Origin of the sequence: Pseudomonas sp. (assembly GCF_050739935.1) — a bacterium.
Taxonomy (GTDB): Bacteria; Pseudomonadota; Gammaproteobacteria; order Pseudomonadales; family Pseudomonadaceae; genus Aquipseudomonas.
Window position 1 is genome coordinate 1 of sequence record NZ_JBOICF010000030.1, and the last position, 20,265, is coordinate 20,265.

At 59.9% G+C, this 20,265-nt stretch carries 15 protein-coding genes; 12 read left to right on the forward strand and 3 right to left on the reverse strand.

What is annotated here, in order from left to right:
• The first annotated feature begins 99 nt into the window (after positions 1-99).
• From dgcB to ACRER8_RS04770, 3 genes are read left to right on the forward strand one after another with little or no spacing between them, the layout of a single operon-like run.
• Entirely contained in the window at positions 100-2,046 is a 1,947-nt protein-coding gene (gene dgcB / locus ACRER8_RS04760; RefSeq protein ID WP_431745204.1) for a dimethylglycine demethylation protein DgcB, read from the forward strand.
• Positions 2,046-3,266 carry an electron transfer flavoprotein subunit alpha/FixB family protein gene (locus ACRER8_RS04765; protein ID WP_431745205.1) on the forward strand — a complete coding sequence of 407 codons (1,221 nt, stop codon included), beginning with the start codon at positions 2,046-2,048 and terminating at the stop codon, positions 3,264-3,266. Before dgcB ends, ACRER8_RS04765 begins: the two co-directional genes overlap by 1 nt.
• Positions 3,256-4,059, forward strand: a complete 804-nt coding sequence (locus tag ACRER8_RS04770) for an electron transfer flavoprotein subunit beta (protein ID WP_431745206.1) — start codon at positions 3,256-3,258, stop codon at positions 4,057-4,059. Before ACRER8_RS04765 ends, ACRER8_RS04770 begins: the two co-directional genes overlap by 11 nt.
• Positions 4,060-4,901: 842 nt before the next feature.
• Here the strand turns inward: ACRER8_RS04770 and gbcA are convergent.
• Positions 4,902-6,200, reverse strand: coding sequence for a glycine-betaine demethylase subunit GbcA (gbcA, locus tag ACRER8_RS04775; protein ID WP_431745207.1), 1,299 nt, complete (start codon positions 6,198-6,200; stop codon positions 4,902-4,904).
• 330 nt (positions 6,201-6,530) lie between these two features.
• On the opposite strand from gbcA, the gene gbcB reads away from it, so the two are divergent.
• Positions 6,531-7,631, forward strand: coding sequence for a glycine-betaine demethylase subunit GbcB (gbcB, locus tag ACRER8_RS04780; protein WP_431745208.1), 1,101 nt, complete (start codon positions 6,531-6,533; stop codon positions 7,629-7,631).
• Positions 7,632-7,863: 232 nt separating this feature from the next.
• Here gbcB and ACRER8_RS04785 read toward each other — a convergent pair whose 3' ends face one another.
• Positions 7,864-9,489, reverse strand: coding sequence for a methyl-accepting chemotaxis protein (locus ACRER8_RS04785; protein ID WP_431745209.1), 1,626 nt, complete (start codon positions 9,487-9,489; stop codon positions 7,864-7,866).
• A 320-nt stretch (positions 9,490-9,809) separates the two neighbouring features.
• On the opposite strand from ACRER8_RS04785, the gene ACRER8_RS04790 reads away from it, so the two are divergent.
• Together ACRER8_RS04790 and ACRER8_RS04795 are read left to right on the forward strand one after the other, a co-directional pair.
• Positions 9,810-10,043 (forward strand): hypothetical protein, encoded by a 234-nt coding sequence (locus tag ACRER8_RS04790; RefSeq protein ID WP_431745210.1) that lies wholly within the window; start codon positions 9,810-9,812, stop codon positions 10,041-10,043.
• The gene (locus ACRER8_RS04795; RefSeq protein ID WP_431745211.1) at positions 10,040-10,342 is read left to right on the forward strand and encodes a cell division protein ZapA; all 303 of its coding nucleotides are present in this window, start codon (positions 10,040-10,042) and stop codon (positions 10,340-10,342) included. The genes ACRER8_RS04790 and ACRER8_RS04795 overlap by 4 nt, the downstream gene beginning before the upstream one ends.
• A gap of 175 nt (positions 10,343-10,517) precedes the next feature.
• Here the strand turns inward: ACRER8_RS04795 and ACRER8_RS04800 are convergent, their stop codons facing one another.
• The gene (locus tag ACRER8_RS04800) at positions 10,518-11,558 is read right to left on the reverse strand and encodes a low specificity L-threonine aldolase (RefSeq protein WP_431745212.1); all 1,041 of its coding nucleotides are present in this window, start codon (positions 11,556-11,558) and stop codon (positions 10,518-10,520) included.
• A gap of 99 nt (positions 11,559-11,657) precedes the next feature.
• Here ACRER8_RS04800 and ACRER8_RS04805 point away from each other — a divergent pair, with 99 nt between their 5' ends.
• The 6 genes from ACRER8_RS04805 (at position 11,658) to ACRER8_RS04830 (ending at position 20,208) form a co-directional block, all read left to right on the forward strand.
• Positions 11,658-12,401, forward strand: a complete 744-nt coding sequence (locus ACRER8_RS04805) for a TraX family protein (protein ID WP_431745213.1) — start codon at positions 11,658-11,660, stop codon at positions 12,399-12,401.
• Between the two features lie 263 nt (positions 12,402-12,664).
• The gene (gene alaC, locus ACRER8_RS04810) at positions 12,665-13,882 is read left to right on the forward strand and encodes an alanine transaminase (protein WP_431745214.1); all 1,218 of its coding nucleotides are present in this window, start codon (positions 12,665-12,667) and stop codon (positions 13,880-13,882) included.
• Positions 13,883-14,335: 453 nt separating this feature from the next.
• Positions 14,336-15,589, forward strand: a complete 1,254-nt coding sequence (gene glyA / locus ACRER8_RS04815; RefSeq protein ID WP_431745215.1) for a serine hydroxymethyltransferase — start codon at positions 14,336-14,338, stop codon at positions 15,587-15,589.
• Between the two features lie 15 nt (positions 15,590-15,604).
• Positions 15,605-16,855 carry a sarcosine oxidase subunit beta family protein gene (locus ACRER8_RS04820; RefSeq protein ID WP_431745216.1) on the forward strand — a complete coding sequence of 417 codons (1,251 nt, stop codon included), beginning with the start codon at positions 15,605-15,607 and terminating at the stop codon, positions 16,853-16,855.
• Positions 16,856-16,876: 21 nt separating this feature from the next.
• Positions 16,877-17,191: a sarcosine oxidase subunit delta gene (locus ACRER8_RS04825; protein ID WP_431745217.1), complete on the forward strand. Its 315-nt coding sequence runs from the start codon at positions 16,877-16,879 to the stop codon at positions 17,189-17,191.
• The gene (locus ACRER8_RS04830) at positions 17,188-20,208 is read left to right on the forward strand and encodes a sarcosine oxidase subunit alpha (RefSeq protein ID WP_431745218.1); all 3,021 of its coding nucleotides are present in this window, start codon (positions 17,188-17,190) and stop codon (positions 20,206-20,208) included. The genes ACRER8_RS04825 and ACRER8_RS04830 overlap by 4 nt, the downstream gene beginning before the upstream one ends.
• Positions 20,209-20,265: the final 57 nt, after the last annotated feature.

Genomic DNA, 20,265 nt, shown 5'->3' on the forward strand with positions numbered 1-20,265 from the left:
ACGATAACCCGCAGTCACGGATGCACCGCGCTGCGATGTTCGCCAGCAAGCCGGCTCCTACAAGGCCCTGGCAAGACCCGAGGTTTTTGGGAGCTTCACATGTTAAACACCCTTCTACCAATCCTGCTGTTCGCTGCCCTGGGTCTGGCGATCCTCGGCGCTTTGCGGCGGATGGCCATGTGGCGCAACGGGCGTGCGTCCAAGGTCGATCTGCTGGGCGGCCTGCTGGCGATGCCCAAGCGCTATATGGTCGATCTGCACCACGTGGTCGCGCGCGACAAGTACATCGCCAATACCCACGTCGCAACGGCGGGGGGCGCAGCTGCGTCCATCGTGCTGGCGATTCTGGTGCACGGTTTGGGCCTGCATAACCGCATCCTCGGCTACGCGCTGCTGCTGGTGTCGGCGGTGATGTTCGTCGGTGCGATCTTCGTTTATCTGCGTCGTCGCAACCCGCCGAGCCGCCTGTCGAAAGGCCCGTGGATGCGTCTGCCGAAAAGCCTGCTGGCATTCTCGGCTTCGTTCTTTCTGGTGACCCTGCCGGTCGCCGGCATCCTCCCGGAAAACTTCGGCGGCTGGCTGTTCGCAATCATCCTGGGGATCGGTGTGCTGTGGGGCGTTTCCGAATTGTTCTTCGGCATGACCTGGGGCGGCCCGATGAAACACGCCTTCGCCGGTGCGCTGCATCTGGCGTGGCACCGTCGCGCCGAGCGTTTTGGCGGTGGTCGTTCAACAGGCCTCAAACCGCTGGATCTGGCTGACCCGACGGCGCCGCTGGGTGTGGAAAAACCCAGGGATTTCACCTGGAACCAACTGCTGGGCTTTGACGCCTGCGTGCAATGCGGCAAGTGCGAAGCGGCATGCCCGGCGTTTGCCGCGGGCCAGCCGCTGAATCCGAAAAAACTGATTCAGGACATGGTTGTCGGCCTGGCTGGCGGTACCGATGCCAGCTTCGCTGGCAGTCCGTATCCTGGCAAGCCGGTTGGCGAGCATGGCGGCAATCCCCATCAACCGATCGTCAACGGTCTGGTCGACGCCGAAACCCTGTGGTCCTGCACCACGTGCCGTGCCTGCGTGGAAGAGTGCCCGATGATGATCGAGCACGTGGACGCCATCGTCGACATGCGCCGCCACCTCACGCTGGAAAAAGGCGCGACCCCGAACAAGGGCGCCGAAGTCCTGGAAAACCTCATCGCCACCGACAACCCTGGCGGTTTCGCGCCGGGCGGGCGGATGAACTGGGCTGCGGATCTGAACCTCAATCTGATGAGCGAGAAGCGGACGGTGGACGTGCTGTTCTGGGTCGGCGACGGCGCGTTCGACATGCGCAATCAACGCACCCTTCGTGCGTTCGTCAAAGTGCTGAAAGCGGCCAAGGTCGACTTCGCGGTGCTGGGGCTTGAAGAGCGCGACAGCGGCGACGTAGCCCGCCGTCTGGGCGATGAAGCGACCTTCCAGATGCTCGCCAAACGCAACATTCAGACGCTGTCCAAATACAGTTTCCAGCGCATCGTCACCTGCGACCCGCACAGTTTCCATGTGCTGAAAAATGAATACGGCGCCTTCGACGGCAATTATCTGGTGCAGCACCACAGCACCTACATGGCCGAGCTGATCGGCGATGGCGCGCTGAGCCTCGGGCAGCACAAAGGCTCCAGCGTGACGTATCACGACCCCTGCTATCTGGGGCGTTACAACGGCGAATATGAAGCGCCGCGCCATGTGCTCAAAGCACTGGGTATAGAGGTCAAGGAAATGCAGCGCTCCGGTTTCCGCTCACGTTGCTGTGGCGGCGGTGGCGGCGCGCCGATCACCGACATTCCCGGCAAACAGCGTATTCCCGACATGCGCATGGAAGACATCCGCGAAACTGGCGCCGAGCTGGTGGCCGTGGGTTGTCCACAGTGCACGGCGATGCTCGAAGGCGTGGTCGAACCGCGTCCGATGATCAAGGACATTGCCGAACTGGTGGCCGACGCGCTGCTTGAAAACGCAGCCCCGGCCAAACCGGCACCCGTCAAACGTGAACCTGCGGAGGCGCATTGATGAGCGACATTATCCGCCGCGACCCTCGTGCCGAGTGGATCGCCCGCAATCGACTGCACCCGCTGCATGCGGCCATGCAACCGATGCAAAGCAGCTGGATGGGGCCTAACGGCGTCATACGCAAGAACGTGCACGGCATCGGTTTCATCGGGCCGAACGGCATCAAGCGTATCGACCGCAGTGGCGCGCAGCAGGGCGGGACGACCAAGCGTACGGTCTCTGCCGAAGTGCAATTGCCGCTGCATCAGGTTGCCGCGCCGGCTTTCTATATCGCTGTAGTGCCTGATATGGTCGGCGGACGCCTAAGCAGCCACGACCGCGATCTGTTGGGTCTGGCGCATGGTCTGGCGGGCAAAGATGGCGCGGTTTTGGCCGTAGTCTTTGGCGAACATAAAGAAAGCGCGTTCGACACGGCGGGCGTCGATCGCCTGTTGGTGCTTGAGGGCGGCGAGTTTGCCGGTTATTCGCCCGAACAGCGCGTGCAAGGTTTGCGGGCTGTGGATAACCAGTTCGACCCGCGTCACTGGTTATTGCCTGACAGCCGCACCGGTGGTGGCGAGTTGGGTCGGCGGTTTGCCGCAAGCATCGGCGAACGTCCGGCGACGCGTGTCTGGCAGGTCAAGGATGAGCAAGCCACAGGCCGCGCCGGTGCGGGCCGTGAAGACCTCGCTCGCCCCATATCACGGCTGATCCTGGCAGCCGCGGAATGCGCCGAGCCAGTGAGCGAAACCCGTCACGAAGCATTGGCCGTCGAGTTGTCCACAACCATCGCCCGCAGCTTGCCACGCATTGAGGACCTAGGCGCGGTGGCGGTTGACCCTGCACTTATCCCCATGGCCGAAGCGGAGTTCATCTTCTCCGGTGGCAATGGGGTCAAGGACTGGACGTTGTTCCATCGCACTGCTGCAGCCCTAGGCGCAACCGAAGGCGCCTCCCGGGTGGCAGTGGACGACGGATTCATGGCCCGGGATCGTCAGGTCGGCGCTTCCGGCACCTGGGTCACTGCACGGGTGTATGTCGCTGTGGGTATCTCTGGCGCGATCCAGCACCTGCAAGGCATCGGCGCCTGCGACAAAGTCGTAGCGATCAACCTCGATCCAACCTGTGACATGGTCAAACGTGCAGATTTGTCAGTGATTGGCGAAAGCGCAAAAATTCTCGATGCGCTGATCGAAGCCGTCGAGGCCTATCGGAACGGGGCGAAACGCGATGCAGCCTGAGAATAAATTGCCTGTGCAAAACAGCGTCTTGCACGTCATCAGCCTGGTTTCCATCGGCGCGCATCCGACTTCCGGTCGCCCACGCCGCGCTGAACAGGATGCGCGCGCTGTCGAACTGGGGTTGCAACTGGCTGGGGATAACTTGCATGTACTGCACGCTGGCAACGCTGAAGAACCGGCGTTGCGGGCTTATCTGGGCATGGGTCTGAAAGAACTTCATGTGCTCGAACAACCCCAAGACGCCGACGCGCTGCCCGGGCTGGCCGATTACATACGCGAGTCCGGCGTGCAGCTGGTCCTCGCGGGCACCCAGGCGGAAACCGGTGAGGGCTCGGGCATGTTGCCCTACCTGCTCGCGGAAAAGCTGGGATGGCCGCTGGTCGTCGGCATGGCCGAAGTGGAATCCATGAGCAGTGGCACCGCCCAAGTATTGCAGGCCCTCCCACGCGGCCAGCGCCGCCGCCTCAAGGTCCGCCTGCCATTCCTTGCCACTGTGGATAACGCTGCACCCAAACCCCGCCAAAGCGCCTTCGGCCCCGCCCAACGCGGCACGCTTGATGTGGAACAGATCGATGTCACCATCGACGACTTATTCACAACCTCCGAGCTGACGCCTGCCAAACCAAGGCCAAAACGATTGAAAGTCATCAAAGCCAAAAGCGGCGCTGACCGGATGAAAGCTGCGACAGCGAAAGCCAGCGGTGGCGGTGGGCAAGTGCTGAAGGGGGTGAGTGCCGAGGAAGGTGCTGCCGCGATATTGAAGTTGTTGGTGGAGGAGGGGGTGGTTCGCTGACTCCCGCGACTAAAATGGGAAGGCGTCTGTTTGACGCCTTTTTAGGTTCGGTTCTAACGTCGTGTCTCATCCGCTCATACCGTTTGGTCAACCTGTCCAAATACCCACAATCGCTGTTAGCCCACCTGTGGATAAACTGTTAGGCGATTGACGAAAGCCATAATCACCGTGGCGGAGAGCCTCTTGATCAATTATTGATCAAACTATCTGGCGGTTTCTTAAAGCTTTTTCTGAATAAGGCCTGATAGTTGGCAGCGCTTTTGCCCACATCTCTGTTAACACTGCTGTGGATAAGATGTGTGAGATCGTTTGTAGGTCTTACGGATAAAGGTCTTCAGGGCTATGGTCAAAAAATGATTAATTTGGCACTTATCTACAATCTGTGGCTTTTAACGTCATCGCCTCTCGAAGCAATTCGCTGTTTTCCACAACGCCTCGCCAGATACGCAAGTTGCGCACATTCTCTGTTGGCGTTTCTGTGGATAACGTGTTGGTGCTCCGGCGCAAGCCTTAATCTGCAAGGCTTACAGGCATCTGATCAAAATACGATCAGTCATGAGGCGATTGTGCCAACTTGGTAACTCGCGGTTTTTGCTAAGTTTTTGCACAGTCCCGGTTCGGGTTCTCACCGTTGCTGTGGGTTGAGCTGTGGACAGTTGTCTGAGGATGGTGGCGAGAGCGTGAAGCACGGTTTGGTGGGGGATTGAGCGCTTCTTGATCAGTGCGAGTAATAATAATTGTAGGAGCCGGATTGCTGGCGAATGCAGTGTGTCAGCCTTACGAGGATGACATTCAGATCGCTTTCGCCAGCAAGCCGGCCGCTACAAGGGATGAGGCGCTACTTACTCGTGATTAACCGCCACACCCTTCAAATACGGCGCAGGCTCGGCCCCCATGTTTTCCAGCAACTTGGCGCTGTACCAGTCAATGAAGTTGACCACACCGAACTCGTAGGTTTTCGAGTACGGGCCTGGCTGGTAGGCGACGGAGTTGATGCCGCGCTGGTTTTCTTCGGCCAGGCGACGGTCCTGGTCGTTGGTTGCGTCCCAGACTTCGCGCAAGCGCGCCACGTCGTAGTCCACGCCTTCAACGGCGTCCTTGTGCACTAGCCACTTGGTGGTGACCACGGTTTCCTGAGCGCTGATCGGCCAAACAGCGAACACGATGACGTGGTCGCCCATGCAGTGGTTCCAGGAATGCGGCAGGTGCAGGATGCGCATCGAGCCCAGGTCCGGATTTTTGATGCGGCCCATCAATTTGCTGCTGCCGGGTTTGCCGTCCATGGTCATGGAGACGGTGCCTTTGAGCAGCGGCATGCGCACGATGCGGTTGCGCAGGCCGAAGCTGGCGTGGGCGAACGGGATTTTCTCGGCTTCCCATGCAGCGGCAGACGCGGCGACGTGGTCCTTGAACGCCTGGTCGGCGCGCGGGTCGGTGACGTCGTCCCATTCCAGCAGAGTGTTCAGCAGTTCAGGGTGCGAACCGTTGCAGTGGTAGCACTCGCGGTTGTTTTCCAGCACCAGTTTCCAGTTGGCTTTTTCGACCAGGGTGGTTTGCACCGCCACCTTGGTGTTTTCCATGTCGTACGGTTCCATGTAGTGATTCAGCGTCTGCAGGAACTCGTCGATAGCCGGCGGGTTGGACGCCAGGCTGATGAAGATGTAACCGCCTGCGACTTTGCAGTTCACAGGCTTGAGGCTGAACTGCTTCATGTCAAAGTCAGCGCCCATTTCGGTGCCCGCGTACAGCAAGCGACCGTCCAGTTCGTAGGTCCATTGGTGGTATGGGCACACCAGCTTGGCGACCTTGCCTTTTTCCTTGGTGCACAGGCGCGAGCCACGGTGGCGGCAGACATTATGGAAGGCGTTGATCGAACCGTCCGGAGCGCGCACGACCAGAATCGGATTCTTGCCGATCTGCAGGGTCAGGAAGTTGCCCTTGGCCGGGATCTCGCAGGTCATGCCCGCGATCAGCCACTCTTTTTGAAAGATTTCCTGCATGTCGATTTCAAACAGCCGCTCATCGCTGTAGAAAGGCTGCGGCAGCGAGTAAGTGCGCTCGCGGTTCTGCAACATTTCGGCGGTGGCCTTGCGTGCGGGTTCCAGCGGATCGCCCAAGCTTAGAGTTGCGGTGACGTCCATCTTTCAAGTCCTCAGGTCGCATTCGAGCGGCCTACGAATGTGGCTAATACGGTTGTGTTGTGTGTCTGGCACGCGAGGCGACGGTGTTTTCTGCCGCTCATGTTTATGAGTAAAAAAATCTGTATTCGATTGACGGCGAGTGTGTAGCCGGGCGCGACGTGAACCTTATCCATGGGCGACATGGCCGAATCCGTTTCCGACTACGTAACCCCTATAGATCGGGCCTGGTCGCCATAAGTATGTGAATGTCGCTGATAGGTAAATAGGTGACTCGTGCGTTACGCAGAATCGCCACCATAAGAGGCCGACAGTCGGCCGTGGAGAGTGAGTATGTCCCAGAGTTTCCTGAGCCCCGTCAACACCCAGACCTGGGCCAATGGCCGCCACCTGGTACGGGTCGTCAAAGTGATCCAGGAAACCTGGGACGTGCGCACCTTTTGCTTCATGGCCGACCAGCCGATCCTGTTCTTTTTCAAACCGGGTCAGTTCGTCACCCTGGAGCTGGAAATCGAAGGCGTGCCGATCATGCGCTCCTACACCATTTCCAGCGCGCCGTCGGTGCCTTACAGCTTTTCGATCACCATCAAGCGTGTGCCGGGCGGCAAGGTGTCCAATTGGCTGCACGACACGCTGCATGAAGGTCAGGAGCTGGCGGTACACGGGCCGGTAGGTCTGTTCAACGCCATTGATTTTCCGAATCCGAAGATCCTGTACCTCAGCGGCGGCGTCGGCATCACGCCGGTCATGTCCATGGCGCGCTGGTACTACGACACCAATGCCAACGTCGACATGGTGTTCGTCCACAGCTCACGCTCGCCCAAAGACATCATCTATCACCGCGAACTGGAGCAGATGGCCTCGCGGATCAACAACTTCTCGCTGCACATCGTCTGCGAGAAACACGGCCTGGGCGAGCCTTGGGCCGGCTATCGCGGCTACCTGAATCAGAAAATGCTGGAACTGATGGCGCCGGACTTCATGGAGCGAGAAGTGTTCTGTTGCGGCCCGACGCCGTACATGAATGCGGTCAAGCGCCTGCTGGAAGCCAACGGTTTCAACATGGCGCAGTATCACGAAGAATCTTTCGGCGCGACCCCGCCGGAAGCCCGCGCCGACGCAGTGGAGCACGCCGAGCAGGCAGCGGATGCGCCGGATATCGACGTCGCCGAACTGCATCAGGTGGAATTCACCGACACCGGTAAGAGCATTCGCGTGGCGCCGGGCGAAACCGTCCATGCCGCCGCTGCCAAACTCGGCCTGATGATTCCAAAGGCCTGCGGTATGGGCATCTGCGGGACATGCAAGGTCATGAAGCTCAGCGGCGAAGTGGAGATGGAGCACAACGGCGGGATTACCGACGACGACGTGGAAGAGGGTTACATCCTGTCGTGCTGCAGTGTGCCGAAGGGTGATGTGCGCATCGAATACTGACCAGGTTTGTAGCAGTTCGGCTTGCCGGCGGGTGATTTCGACAACGCCTTCGCGAGCAAGCCGGGTTTCTGCCCTATGGGAGCGAATTCATTCGCGAGAGGCCAGGTCGGGCGATGCATCTTCATCGCCTGACCACCCGTATCGCGAATGAATTCGCTCCCACAGTCTTGTCCGCTGCCACAGTCCCAATAGCAGTACTCTGTCGACCTGATCAGTCGGCAGAGTAAGCTTGTTACAGCCTGAAACGCGCAACCATGCCGTTGAGGTCCACCGCCAGACGCGACAGCTCGTTGCTCGCCGCGCTGGTCTGATGGGCGCCGGTGGCCGATTGGGTCGACAGGTCGCGGATGTTGACCAGATTGCGATCCACTTCGCGAGACACCTGGGCCTGTTCTTCAGCAGCGCTGGCGATCACCAGGTTGCGCTCGTTGATTTCGACCACCGCGCTGTTAATGGTATCCAGCGCAACGCCGGCGCCCTTGGCGATGTTCAGTGTCGATTCGGCGCGTTCGGTGCTGCTGCGCATGGAGTTCACGGCCTGTTCGGTGCCGCCCTGAATGCTGCCGATCATGCGCTCGATTTCGCTGGTCGATTGTTGTGTGCGGTGGGCCAGTGCGCGAACTTCGTCGGCGACCACCGCAAAACCGCGACCGGCTTCACCGGCGCGTGCAGCTTCGATGGCGGCATTCAAGGCCAGCAGGTTGGTCTGATCTGCCAGGCCACGAATCACGTCCAGCACCTTGCCAATGTCGCGGGATTCGTCGGCGAGGTTGCCGATCAGCGTCGCAGTACCTTGTACATCGCTGCTCATGCGTTCGATGGCGCTGACGGTTTCCTGCACCAAATCGCGACCGTCGCTGGCCGAAGTCGTGGCGTTTTTCGAGGCTTCGGACGTGCTCACCGCATTACGCGCCACTTCTTCCACCGCGCTGGTCATTTCGTTGACTGCCGTAGCGGCCTGTTCGATTTCATTGTTCTGCTGCGACAGACCGCGGGCGCTTTCGTCGGTGACGGCATTGAGTTCTTCTGCCGCCGACGCAAGCTGAGTCGCCGAACCGGAAATGCGTTGCAGCGTGTCGCGCAACCTGGACTGCATCTTGAGCATGGCCGCGAGCAAGCGGCCGGCCTCGTCAGTACCGGTAACGTGGATGGCGCGGGTCAGGTCGCCCTCGGCGATTTCCTCTGCCGCGTTCAGTGCCGAATGGATCGGTCGGGTAATGCTGTTGGTCAGCAGCCAGGCGAACAGCAGGGTCAATACCGTGGCGATGATCAGAAGGGTGACTACCATCGTGATGGCGGTCGAGTACTGGTCGGATGCGTCTTTCTTCGCATCATTGAATTGTTGGGTGCATATCTCGACCAGCTTGGCCAGTACGACATTCATCTGGTCCGAGTTATTTTGCAGTTGGTTATTTAGCAGTGGCGCCAGTTCATCGAGCTTGTTGGCACTGCTCAGGGATTTCATTCGGTCTTCAAGCTGGCGGTAGTCGCCCAGCAACTTCACGTATTGGTCGTAGGCGGCCTGTTCTTCCGGAGCCAGGATCAGCTTGACGTAGATGGCACGGGCTTCCTCGATCTGTCGGTTGCGCTGGGCCAGCAGGTCAATCGTTTTCTGTTGACTATCGGCATCGCGGTTGAGCAGCAGGCGGTAAGAGAGCACGCGCAGGCGAATGCTTGCTTCGGTCAACCTGTCCAGCGACTTGATGCTCGGCACACTATTGCTCGCCATCTGTTCGGTCGCGTCGTTGATCTTGCTCATTTGCGTCAGAGCGAAGACGCCCAGCGCCAGCATCAGCAAGCCGATGATGGAAAAGCCGAGGAAGGCGCGAGGCGCGATGTTGATATTGCGTAGGGACATGACGGTTCCTGAGAATGCCGCGATCCATGCGAGACGAGGGAAGTAAATGACAGCGATGCATGGCGTATCGGTCGTCTGTGCCGAGACTTGAACCCTCGGGGGCACTGCTGTGCGCTTATGTCGCAGGGTGTCGATCTGACGAACAGCAGGAACAAGATGGCGAAAACGCAGTCAATCAGGTCCGTTATGCGTTTGCGCAATTGAAGTAATACAAGTGCTTTTCTGTTCGGTGTAGTGGCGTGAATGCCCTGATTTCACTGGTAGCTTGAGTGACTTTTCTTTATCGTACGCGCCCTTTGAAATTTGCCTGAGAAATCAAAATGTTGGAAGCATCCTTAAGCCAGTTGGAAAAGCTCGTCGGTGACCTGGTGCAACAGAATCAGGAGCTGCAAAACACGAACGCGAAGCTCGGCGAGGAGCTGAAGCAAGCCAGGGATGACAACGACAGTTTGCAGTTGAGCCTGCTGGAGCAGGAAGAGAAACAAGGCGCTACCGCCGCCCGCATTCAGGCGCTGGTCGATCGCGCCACCGGCGTCAGCGCGGTCAACGCATGATCACCGACCGCGACACCACCAAGGTCATTTCCATTCTCGGCAACGACTACACGATCAAGGCTCCTGAAGGTCGGGAGCAGACCTTGATGGATGCCGTGGTCATGCTCAAGTCGGCATTGTCCGAGACCAAACGCAGCTACCCGACCCTGATCGGCGACCGCCTGCTGGTGTTGGCGGCGCTGAACCTGTGTTCGAAGCAGATCGAACTCAAACAGCAACACGCCGAAGAGCTGAGCCGTTATGAGGATAAGGTCAGTGCAACGGTCGAGGTGATCGAGAAGGTGATTGCGCAGGGGTGATAGCTCATCCATGTGAGCGCACACCAGTAGTCCGCCTGACATAACGTCCCTGTGGGAGCGAATTCATTCGCGATGCAGGTTCTGTCGGTAAATCTCTATCGGCTGAACGAACCTCTGGCGAATGAATTCGCTCCCACAGTGGTATTGCGCTGTGTCAGCGAGATGGGGATGTTGATCAGGCTCCCATCACCAGCCGGATATCCGCCGCCAACTCCCGCACGCGGGCTTCTTCGGTATCCCACGAGCACATGAAACGTGCGCCACCACTGCCGATGAAGGTGTAGAAGCGCCAGCCTTTGGCGGTGAGTGCCGCGATGGCGGCTTCCGACAACTGCAGGAACACGCCGTTGGCCTGCACCGGAAACATCAGCTCCACGCCTGGAATATCCTTCACCAATTCCGCTAGCAGCTGCGCACAGCCGTTGGCGTGGCGTGCATGTTTGAGCCAGGCGTCGTTTTCCAGCAGACCGACCCAAGGCGCCGAGAGAAAGCGCATTTTCGACGCCAGTTGCCCGGCCTGTTTACAGCGATAGTCGAAGTCTTCGGCGAGTTTGTGATTGAAGAACAGGATCGCCTCGCCCACCGCCATGCCATTCTTGGTGCCGCCAAAGCACAGCACGTCGATGCCGGCTTTCCAGGTCAATTGCGCTGGCGTGCAACCTAGATACGCACAGGCATTGGCGAAGCGTGCGCCGTCCATGTGCAGGTTCAGGCCCAGCTCCTTGCACGTGTCGCTGATGGCTTTCAGCTCTTCGGGCAGATAGACACTGCCGACTTCGGTGGCTTGGGTGAGCGTCACGACGCGGGGTTTGGGGTAGTGAATATCGGCACGTTTGAGGGCGACTTCACGAATCGATTCCGGCGTCAGCTTGCCATTCTCACTGCGAGCGGTCAGCAGCTTGGAGCCGTTGGAGAAAAACTCCGGCGCGCCACATTCGTCGGTCTCGACGTGGGCGGTTTCCGAGCAGATGACGCTGTGATAACTCTGGCACAGCGACGACAGCGCCAGCGAGTTGGCCGCCGTGCCGTTGAAGGCGAAGAAGACTTCGCAGTCGGTTTCGAACAGCTGGCGGAATTGATCGGCCGCGCGCGCTGTCCATTGATCATCACCATAGGCGCGTTGGTGCCCGTGGTTGGCTTGTTCCATGGCCGCCCAGGCTTCCGGGCAGATTCCCGAATAGTTGTCGCTGGCAAACTGCTGGCTTTGGTCTGACATGGCCGGTTCCCTGTAATCGAAGGCTGCGACTGTAACCAGATTTCGATGCTTTGGTCATGCATTCTTGCGTCACAAAATTCAGTCAAACAGCGAAGTGAGATGAGCGAGACGAATTCCACCGAACGGCCTGTGCGTGATCGGGCGCTGGACCTGCTCAAATGGCTGGCGATGCTGAGCATGGTGCTCGACCACCTGCGCTACGTCGGCTGGCATGTCGATGGGCTATACGTGCCGGGGCGGCTGGCATTTGCGTGGTTTTGCCTGGCAATTGCGGTGAATGTCGGGCGCGGTGTGGTTCGAAAGACGCAGCCTGGCCTGAACTGGAAATATCTGACGTGGCTGGCGGTGTTTTCGGTCTTGGCGGAGTTTCCCTATCGCCTGTACATGGCCGCCGAAGTCACGACCTTGAACGTCCTGCCGACGCTGGTGTTGGGTTTGTTGGTGGCGCAGGGGGTGTTCAGCTGCTCGTGGCCGACGCGGATCATGGGGGTACTGGCGCTGAGCGTCGGTGTCGTTTTCGGCCCGCAGTTGATGTTCGGCGCGTATGGCGTGCTGCTGCCGACGGCGTGCCTTCTGGTGTTGCAAAGGTCGCTTTGGCTGGCGGTGCTGCCGGGCGTGGTGTGTCTGTTGAGCAACGAGTGGCCGAAGATCATTGACGGCATGATGTGGGGCGACCCGATTTCGATTGGGGCGTTGATCGCGTGTCTGCTGGGGCCGTTTCTGGGGCTGGCGCTGTTGCGGTGGCGGCTCAGGTTTGGTGTCTGGCCGATGCGCAGATGGGCGTATTTGATTTATCCACTGCATTTTTTGGTGCTGCTCGGTTTGCGCACTTTGCTTAGTTGACGTTTCGAAAATATCACGATGATTTTGTGTCTGGTGGCAAACTGTGGGAGCGAATTCATTCGCGAAGAGGCGGTACATTCGATAGAGATGTGTCGCCTAAGAAACCGATTCGCGAGTGAATTCGCTCCCACAGTAGAAAATGCGGCCACGCGGAAATCCCTGTAGACAAACCGCCATCACCGCCCTTATCTTCCGCACCAGGCCACCACAGTGGCCAGCGTCGCTCGGACGGTTCCGGGCGCTTACGTCTTCTAGAGGCCACCATGGCAGACCAAGGTTCGCCGCGCCGTTTTGCGCGCATCGATCGACTCCCCCCTTACGTGTTCAACATCACCGCCGAGCTGAAAATGGCCGCTCGTCGTCGTGGTGAGGACATCATCGACCTGAGCATGGGCAACCCCGATGGGGCAACGCCGCCGCATATCGTCGAAAAACTGGTCACCGTCGCCCAACGTGAAGACACTCACGGCTACTCGACTTCGCGTGGCATTCCGCGTCTGCGTCGGGCGATTTCCAGTTGGTACAAAACCCGCTACGAGGTCGATATCGACCCCGAAAGCGAAGCCATCGTCACCATCGGCTCCAAAGAGGGCCTGGCGCACCTGATGCTCGCTACCCTCGATCAGGGCGACACGGTGCTGGTGCCCAACCCCAGCTATCCGATTCACATCTACGGCGCGGTGATCGCCGGTGCCCAAGTGCGCTCAGTGCCGCTAGTGCCGGGCGTGGACTTCTTCGCCGAGCTGGAAAAAGCCATTCGCGGCTCGATTCCCAAGCCGAAGATGATGATTCTGGGCTTCCCGTCCAACCCGACTGCGCAGTGCGTGGAGCTGGATTTCTTCGAACGCGTGGTCGCGCTGGCCAAGCAATACGACGTGCTGGTGGTGCACGACCTGGCCTACGCCGACATCGTCTACGACGGCTGGAAAGCCCCGTCGATCATGCAAGTGCCGGGCGCCAAGGACATCGCGGTGGAGTTCTTCACCCTGTCCAAGAGCTACAACATGGCGGGCTGGCGAATCGGTTTCATGGTCGGTAATCCTGAGCTGGTCAACGCGCTGGCGCGGATCAAGAGCTACCACGATTACGGCACCTTCACGCCATTACAAGTGGCGGCCATCGCAGCGCTGGAGGGCGATCAACAGTGCGTGCTCGACATCGCCGAGCAGTATCGTCAACGCCGCAACGTCTTGGTCAAGGGCCTGCACGAGCTGGGCTGGATGGTCGAAAACCCGAAAGCATCGATGTACGTCTGGGCCAAGATTCCCGAAGCCTACGCGCACCTCGGCTCGCTGGAATTCGCCAAGAAGCTGCTGCTCGAAGCCAAGGTCTGTGTCTCGCCAGGTGTCGGTTTTGGTGAATATGGCGACGACCACGTGCGTTTCGCGCTGATCGAGAACCAGGACCGGATTCGCCAGGCTGTGCGCGGCATTCGCGGGATGTTCCGGGCCGATGGACTGCTGCCTGCCAGATCGGTCTGATTGCGACATCGCCTCACCCAAAATCCCCGGCCTCGGCTGGGGATTTTTGTTTGAATACGATCAAAACCTGTGGGAGCGAATTCATTCGCGAGAGGCATTGACGGTCGAAGTATTTCTGTCGCCTGGAAAATTTTTCGCGAATGAATTCGCTCCCACAGAGGTAAGCGATCCTGCGGAAACACCGCGTTGCCTAGGTTCGCTGCCGCTGCGCGACAGATCGTCGGCAAGCCGGACGCCGACGGCCTTCGGCCAGAATCAAGAGCACATCGCGCCGTTCTCTTGCGCCCCGCAGCCCCCATTTCGCCGTCCCCACCAACCCATGTCGTAAACGCGCCTTTGTGTGGCGTGCGTAGGCATCTGGGCAGTCTGCGTCGGCCATACCATCGCTGCCAAAGGGCGATTCAAAAGCCCTATCGATAATTCAGGCGCCGCGCCGCCGCTGGGAGAACCGCGATGTTCAGCAAGCAAGACCAGATCCAGGGTTATGACGATGCACTGTTGGCAGCGATGAATGCCGAAGAACAGCGTCAGGAAGATCACATCGAGCTGATCGCCTCGGAGAACTACACCAGCAAGCGCGTGATGCAGGCTCAGGGCAGCGGCCTGACCAACAAATATGCCGAGGGCTATCCGGGCAAGCGCTACTACGGTGGCTGCGAGCACGTCGACAAGGTCGAACAACTGGCGATCGACCGCGCCAAGCAACTGTTCGGTGCCGACTACGCTAACGTTCAGCCACACTCCGGTTCCTCAGCCAACAGCGCCGTTTACCTGGCCCTGCTGCAAGCCGGCGACACCATTCTGGGCATGAGCCTGGCCCACGGCGGTCACCTGACCCACGGCGCCAAAGTGTCGTCCTCGGGCAAGCTGTACAACGCCGTTCAGTACGGGATCGACACCACCACCGGCCTGATCGATTACGACGAAGTCGAACGCCTGGCCGTCGAGCACAAACCGAAAATGATCGTCGCCGGTTTTTCGGCCTATTCCAAGACCCTGGACTTCCCGCGCTTCCGTCAGATCGCTGACAAAGTCGGCGCGCTGCTGTTCGTCGACATGGCTCACGTGGCCGGTCTGGTCGCTGCTGGCCTGTACCCCAATCCGCTGCCGTACGCCGATGTGGTCACCACCACCACCCACAAGACGCTGCGCGGCCCACGTGGTGGCCTGATCCTGGCCAAGTCCAACGAAGAGATCGAGAAAAAACTCAACTCTGCCGTGTTTCCCGGCGCCCAAGGCGGCCCGCTGATGCACGTCATCGCCGGCAAGGCGGTGTGCTTCAAGGAAGCCATGGAGCCAGGCTTCAAGGCCTATCAACAGCAAGTGATCGACAACGCCCAGGCCATGGCGCAGGTGTTCATCGATCGCGGTTACGACGTGGTGTCTGGCGGCACTGACAACCACCTGTTCCTCGTCAGCCTGATCCGCCAGGGCTTGACCGGCAAAGACGCCGACGCCGCTCTGGGTCGCGCGCATATCACCGTCAACAAAAATGCCGTGCCGAACGATCCGCAATCGCCGTTCGTGACATCTGGCCTGCGTATCGGCACGCCAGCAGTCACCACCCGCGGTTTCAAAGTCACCCAATGCGTCACGCTGGCAGGCTGGATCTGCGACATTCTCGACAACCTCGGCGACGCCGATGTCGAGGCCAATGTTGCCGGTCAGGTCGCCGCGCTGTGCGCCGATTTCCCGGTTTACCGCTGAGTCAGGAGTCGCACCATGCAGCATTATTCAGGCTTCGGCCTCTTCAAACACTCCCTCAGCCACCACGAAAACTGGCAGCGCATGTGGCGCACGCCGACCCCGAAAAAGGTCTACGAGGTCGTCATCGTCGGCGGCGGCGGGCATGGTCTGGCGACGGCCTATTACCTGGCCAAGGAGCACGGCATTACTAACGTGGCCGTGGTTGAGAAAGGCTGGCTGGGCGGCGGCAACACTGCTCGCAACACCACCATCGTGCGTTCCAACTATCTGTGGGACGAATCCGCGCACCTGTACGAACACGCGATGAAACTGTGGGAAGGCCTGTCTCAGGACCTGAACTACAACGTCATGTTCTCCCAGCGCGGCGTCTACAACCTGTGCCACACCCTGCAGGACATGCGTGATTCCGAGCGCCGCGTCAGCGCCAACCGCTTGAACGGCGTGGATGGCGAACTGCTCAACGGCAAGCAAGTGGCTGAAGAGATTCCGTACCTGGACTGCTCGAAGAACACCCGCTACCCGATCATCGGCGCGACTGTGCAACGTCGCGGTGGTGTTGCGCGTCACGACGCCGTGGCCTGGGGCTTTGCCCGTGCCGCCGACGCCTTGGGCGTGGACCTGATTCAGCAGACCGAAGTGACCGGATTCCGCAAGGAAAACGGCGTGTGCATCGGCGTTGAAACCAACAAGGGCTTCATCGGCGCCAAGCGTGTTGGCGTGGTGACCGCCGGTAACTCCGGTCACATGGCCAAGCTGGCGGGCTTCCGTCTGCCGGTCGAATCCCATCCGCTGCAAGCGCTGGTATCCGAGCCGATCAAACCGATTATCGACAGCGTGATCATGTCTAACGCCGTACACGGTTACATCAGTCAGTCCGACAAGGGCGACCTGGTGATCGGCGCCGGTATCGACAGCTGGGTCGGCTACGGCCAGCGCGGCTCGTACCCGGTGATCGAACACACCATTCAGGCCATCGTCGAGATGTTCCCGGTGCTGTCTCGCGTACGCATGAACCGGCAGTGGGGCGGCATCGTCGATACCACGCCGGACGCCTGCCCGATCATTTCCAAGACGCCTGTGCCGAACATGTTCTTCAACTGCGGTTGGGGCACCGGTGGCTTCAAGGCGACGCCGGGCTCGGGCAACGTGTTTGCCGCAAGCCTGGCCAAGGGCGAAATGCACCCACTGGCCAAACCTTTCTCGATCGACCGGTTCCACAACGGCGCTCTCATTGACGAACACGGCGCTGCGGCTGTCGCGCACTAACCGCTCACAGGGGAAACTCCAATGCTGCACATCTTCTGTCCTCACTGTGGCGAACTGCGCTCCGAAGAGGAATTCCACGTGTCCGGTCAAGCTCACATTCCGCGTCCGCTGGACCCGGCTGCCTGCACCGACGCCGAATGGGGCGATTACATGTTTTTCCGCGACAACCCTCGCGGCTTGCATCACGAACTGTGGATTCATGCGGCCGGTTGCCGTCAGTACTTCAACACCACGCGTGACACCGTGACTTACGAAATTCTCGAAACCTATCCGATTGGCACCAAGCCTCAGTTCGTCAATCAGGTTCCAGCCGTCCGGAAGGGAGATCAGGTATGAGCCAGTCCAACCGCCTGCCCAACGGCGGCCGCATCGACCGTAGCAAGGTACTGAACTTCAGTTTCAACGGTCAGACCTATCAGGGCTTTGAAGGCGACACCCTGACCGCAGCCCTGCTCGCCAACGGCGTCGACATCATTGGCCGCAGCTTCAAATATTCGCGTCCTCGCGGCATCTTCGCAGCGGGCTCCGAAGAGCCCAACGCCGTGTTGCAGATCGGTGCCACCGAAGCCACGCAGATTCCTAACGTTCGCGCCACGCAACAGGCGCTGTACGCAGGCCTGGTCGCTACCAGCACCAACGGCTGGCCGAGCGTGAACACCGACATGATGGGGATTCTCGGCAAGGTCGGCGGCAAGCTGATGCCGCCGGGCTTCTACTACAAAACCTTCATGTACCCGCAATCGTTCTGGATGACTTACGAGAAGTACATTCGTAAGGCTGCGGGCCTGGGTCGTTCGCCGACGGAAAACGATCCGGACACCTACGACAACATGAACCACCACGCCGATGTGCTGGTGGTCGGCGCAGGCCCTGCCGGTTTGGCAGCTGCCCTTGCTGCCGCTCGCAGCGGTGCTCGTGTGATCGTCGCTGACGAGCAGGAAGAGTTCGGCGGCAGCCTGCTGGACTCCCGCGAAAGCCTGGACGGCAAACCTGCGGCGGAGTGGGTCGCCACTGTCGTCGCCGAGTTGAAAGGCCTCACCAACGTGGTCCTGCTGCCCCGCGCTACCGTGAACGGCTATCACGACCACAACTTCCTGACCATTCACGAGCGCCTGACCGATCACCTTGGCGACCGCGCGCCCATCGGCCAGGTCCGTCAGCGCATGCACCGCGTTCGTGCCAAGCGTGTGGTGCTGGCGACCGGTACTCATGAGCGTCCGCTGGTGTACGGCAACAACGACGTGCCGGGCAACATGCTGGCTGGCGCCGTCTCGACGTATGTCCGCCGTTATGGCGTGGCCCCAGGCAAAAAGCTGGTGTTGTCGACCAACAACGATTACGCCTACCGCGTTGCGCTGGACTGGCTCGACGCCGGTCTGCAAGTGGTGGCGGTAGCCGATGCGCGCCACAACCCTCGTGGTGCGCTGGTGGAAGAAGCGCGTGCCAAAGGCATCCGTATTCTGACGGGCAGCGCTGTGATCGAAGCCCGTGGCAGCAAGCGTGTCAGCGGTGCTCGCGTCGCAGCCATCGACGTCAAATCGCACAAGGTCACAAGCCCTGGTGAATGGCTGGACTGCGATCTGGTCGCCAGTTCCGGCGGTTACAGCCCGATCGTTCACCTGGCCTCGCACTTGGGCGGCAAGCCGGTCTGGCGTGAAGACATCCTCGGTTTCGTGCCGGGTGAAGCGCCGCAGAAGCGCGTCTGCGTGGGTGGGGTGAATGGCGTGTATGCGCTGGGCGATGCACTGGCCGACGGTTTTGAAGGTGGCGTACGAGCCGCCAGCGAGGCCGGTTTCCAGCCGGTCGAAGGTGTTATTCCAAAAGCCTTGAGCCGCGTTGAAGAACCGACCTTGGCGCTGTTTCAGGTGCCGCACGAAAAATCCACGATGCGTGCACCCAAGCAATTCGTCGACCTGCAGAATGACGTCACCGCCGCTGGCATTGAGTTGGCGACCCGCGAGGGCTTCGAGTCGGTTGAGCACGTCAAACGCTACACCGCGCTGGGCTTCGGCACCGATCAGGGCAAACTGGGCAACGTCAACGGTTTGGCCATTGCGGCCCGTTCGCTGAATGTCTCGATCCCGGAAATGGGCACCACCATGTTCCGCCCCAACTACACGCCGGTAACGTTCGGCGCGGTAGCCGGTCGTCACTGTGGCCATATCTTCGAGCCTGTGCGCTTCACCGCGCTGCACGCCTGGCACGTCAAGAACGGCGCCGAATTCGAAGACGTCGGTCAGTGGAAACGTCCTTGGTACTTCCCCAAAGCCGGTGAGGACATCCATGCCGCCGTGCGCCGCGAATGCAAAGCCGTACGCGAAAGCGTCGGCCTGCTGGACGCCTCGACACTGGGCAAGATCGACATTCAAGGCCCGGATGCGCGGGAGTTCCTCAACCGCATCTACACCAACGCCTGGACCAAGCTCGACGTGGGCAAGGCGCGTTACGGCCTGATGTGCAAGGAAGATGGCATGGTCTTCGACGACGGCGTGACTGCCTGTGTCGCCGACAACCATTTCATCATGACCACCACTACGGGCGGCGCGGCACGGGTTCTGCAATGGCTGGAAATCTATCAGCAGACCGAATGGCCGGATCTGAAGGTGTACTTCACTTCGGTCACCGACCACTACGCGACGCTGACCCTGTCAGGCCCGAACAGCCGCAAGCTGCTCAGCGAAGTGACCGACATCGATCTGGGCCGTGAAGCCTTCCCGTTCATGACCTGGAAAGAAGGTCTGGTCGGCGGTGTTCCGGCTCGCGTGTTCCGGATTTCCTTCACCGGTGAGCTTTCCTACGAAGTGAACATCCAGGCTGACTACGCCATGGGTGTTCTGGAAAAAATCGCCGAGGCGGGCAAGAAGTACAACCTGACGCCATACGGCACCGAAACCATGCACGTGCTGCGGGCCGAGAAGGGCTTCATCATCGTCGGCCAGGACACCGATGGCTCGATGACCCCGGAAGATCTGAACATGGGCTGGTGTGTCGGTCGCACCAAGCCATTCTCGTGGATCGGCCAGCGTGGCATGAGTCGCGAAGACTGCGTGCGTGAGGATCGTAAACAACTGGTGGGCTTGAAACCTGTCGATCCGAACAAGTGGTTGCCGGAGGGCGCGCAACTTGTGTTCGACCCTAAGCAGTCGATTCCGATGACGATGGTCGGTCATGTGACATCGAGCTATGCGGCGAACTCGCTGGGATATTCGTTCGCCATGGGCGTGGTCAAGGGCGGGCTGAAGCGCATGGGCGAACGCGTGTTCTCGCCGCAGGCGGATGGCTCGGTGATCGAGGCAGAGATCGTGTCCTCGGTGTTCTTCGATCCGAAGGGTGAGCGGCAGAACGTGGAATAAGCCGATTCGCGGATAAATCCTCTCCCACATAGGAACGCGGTGTTCTGTGGGAGCGAA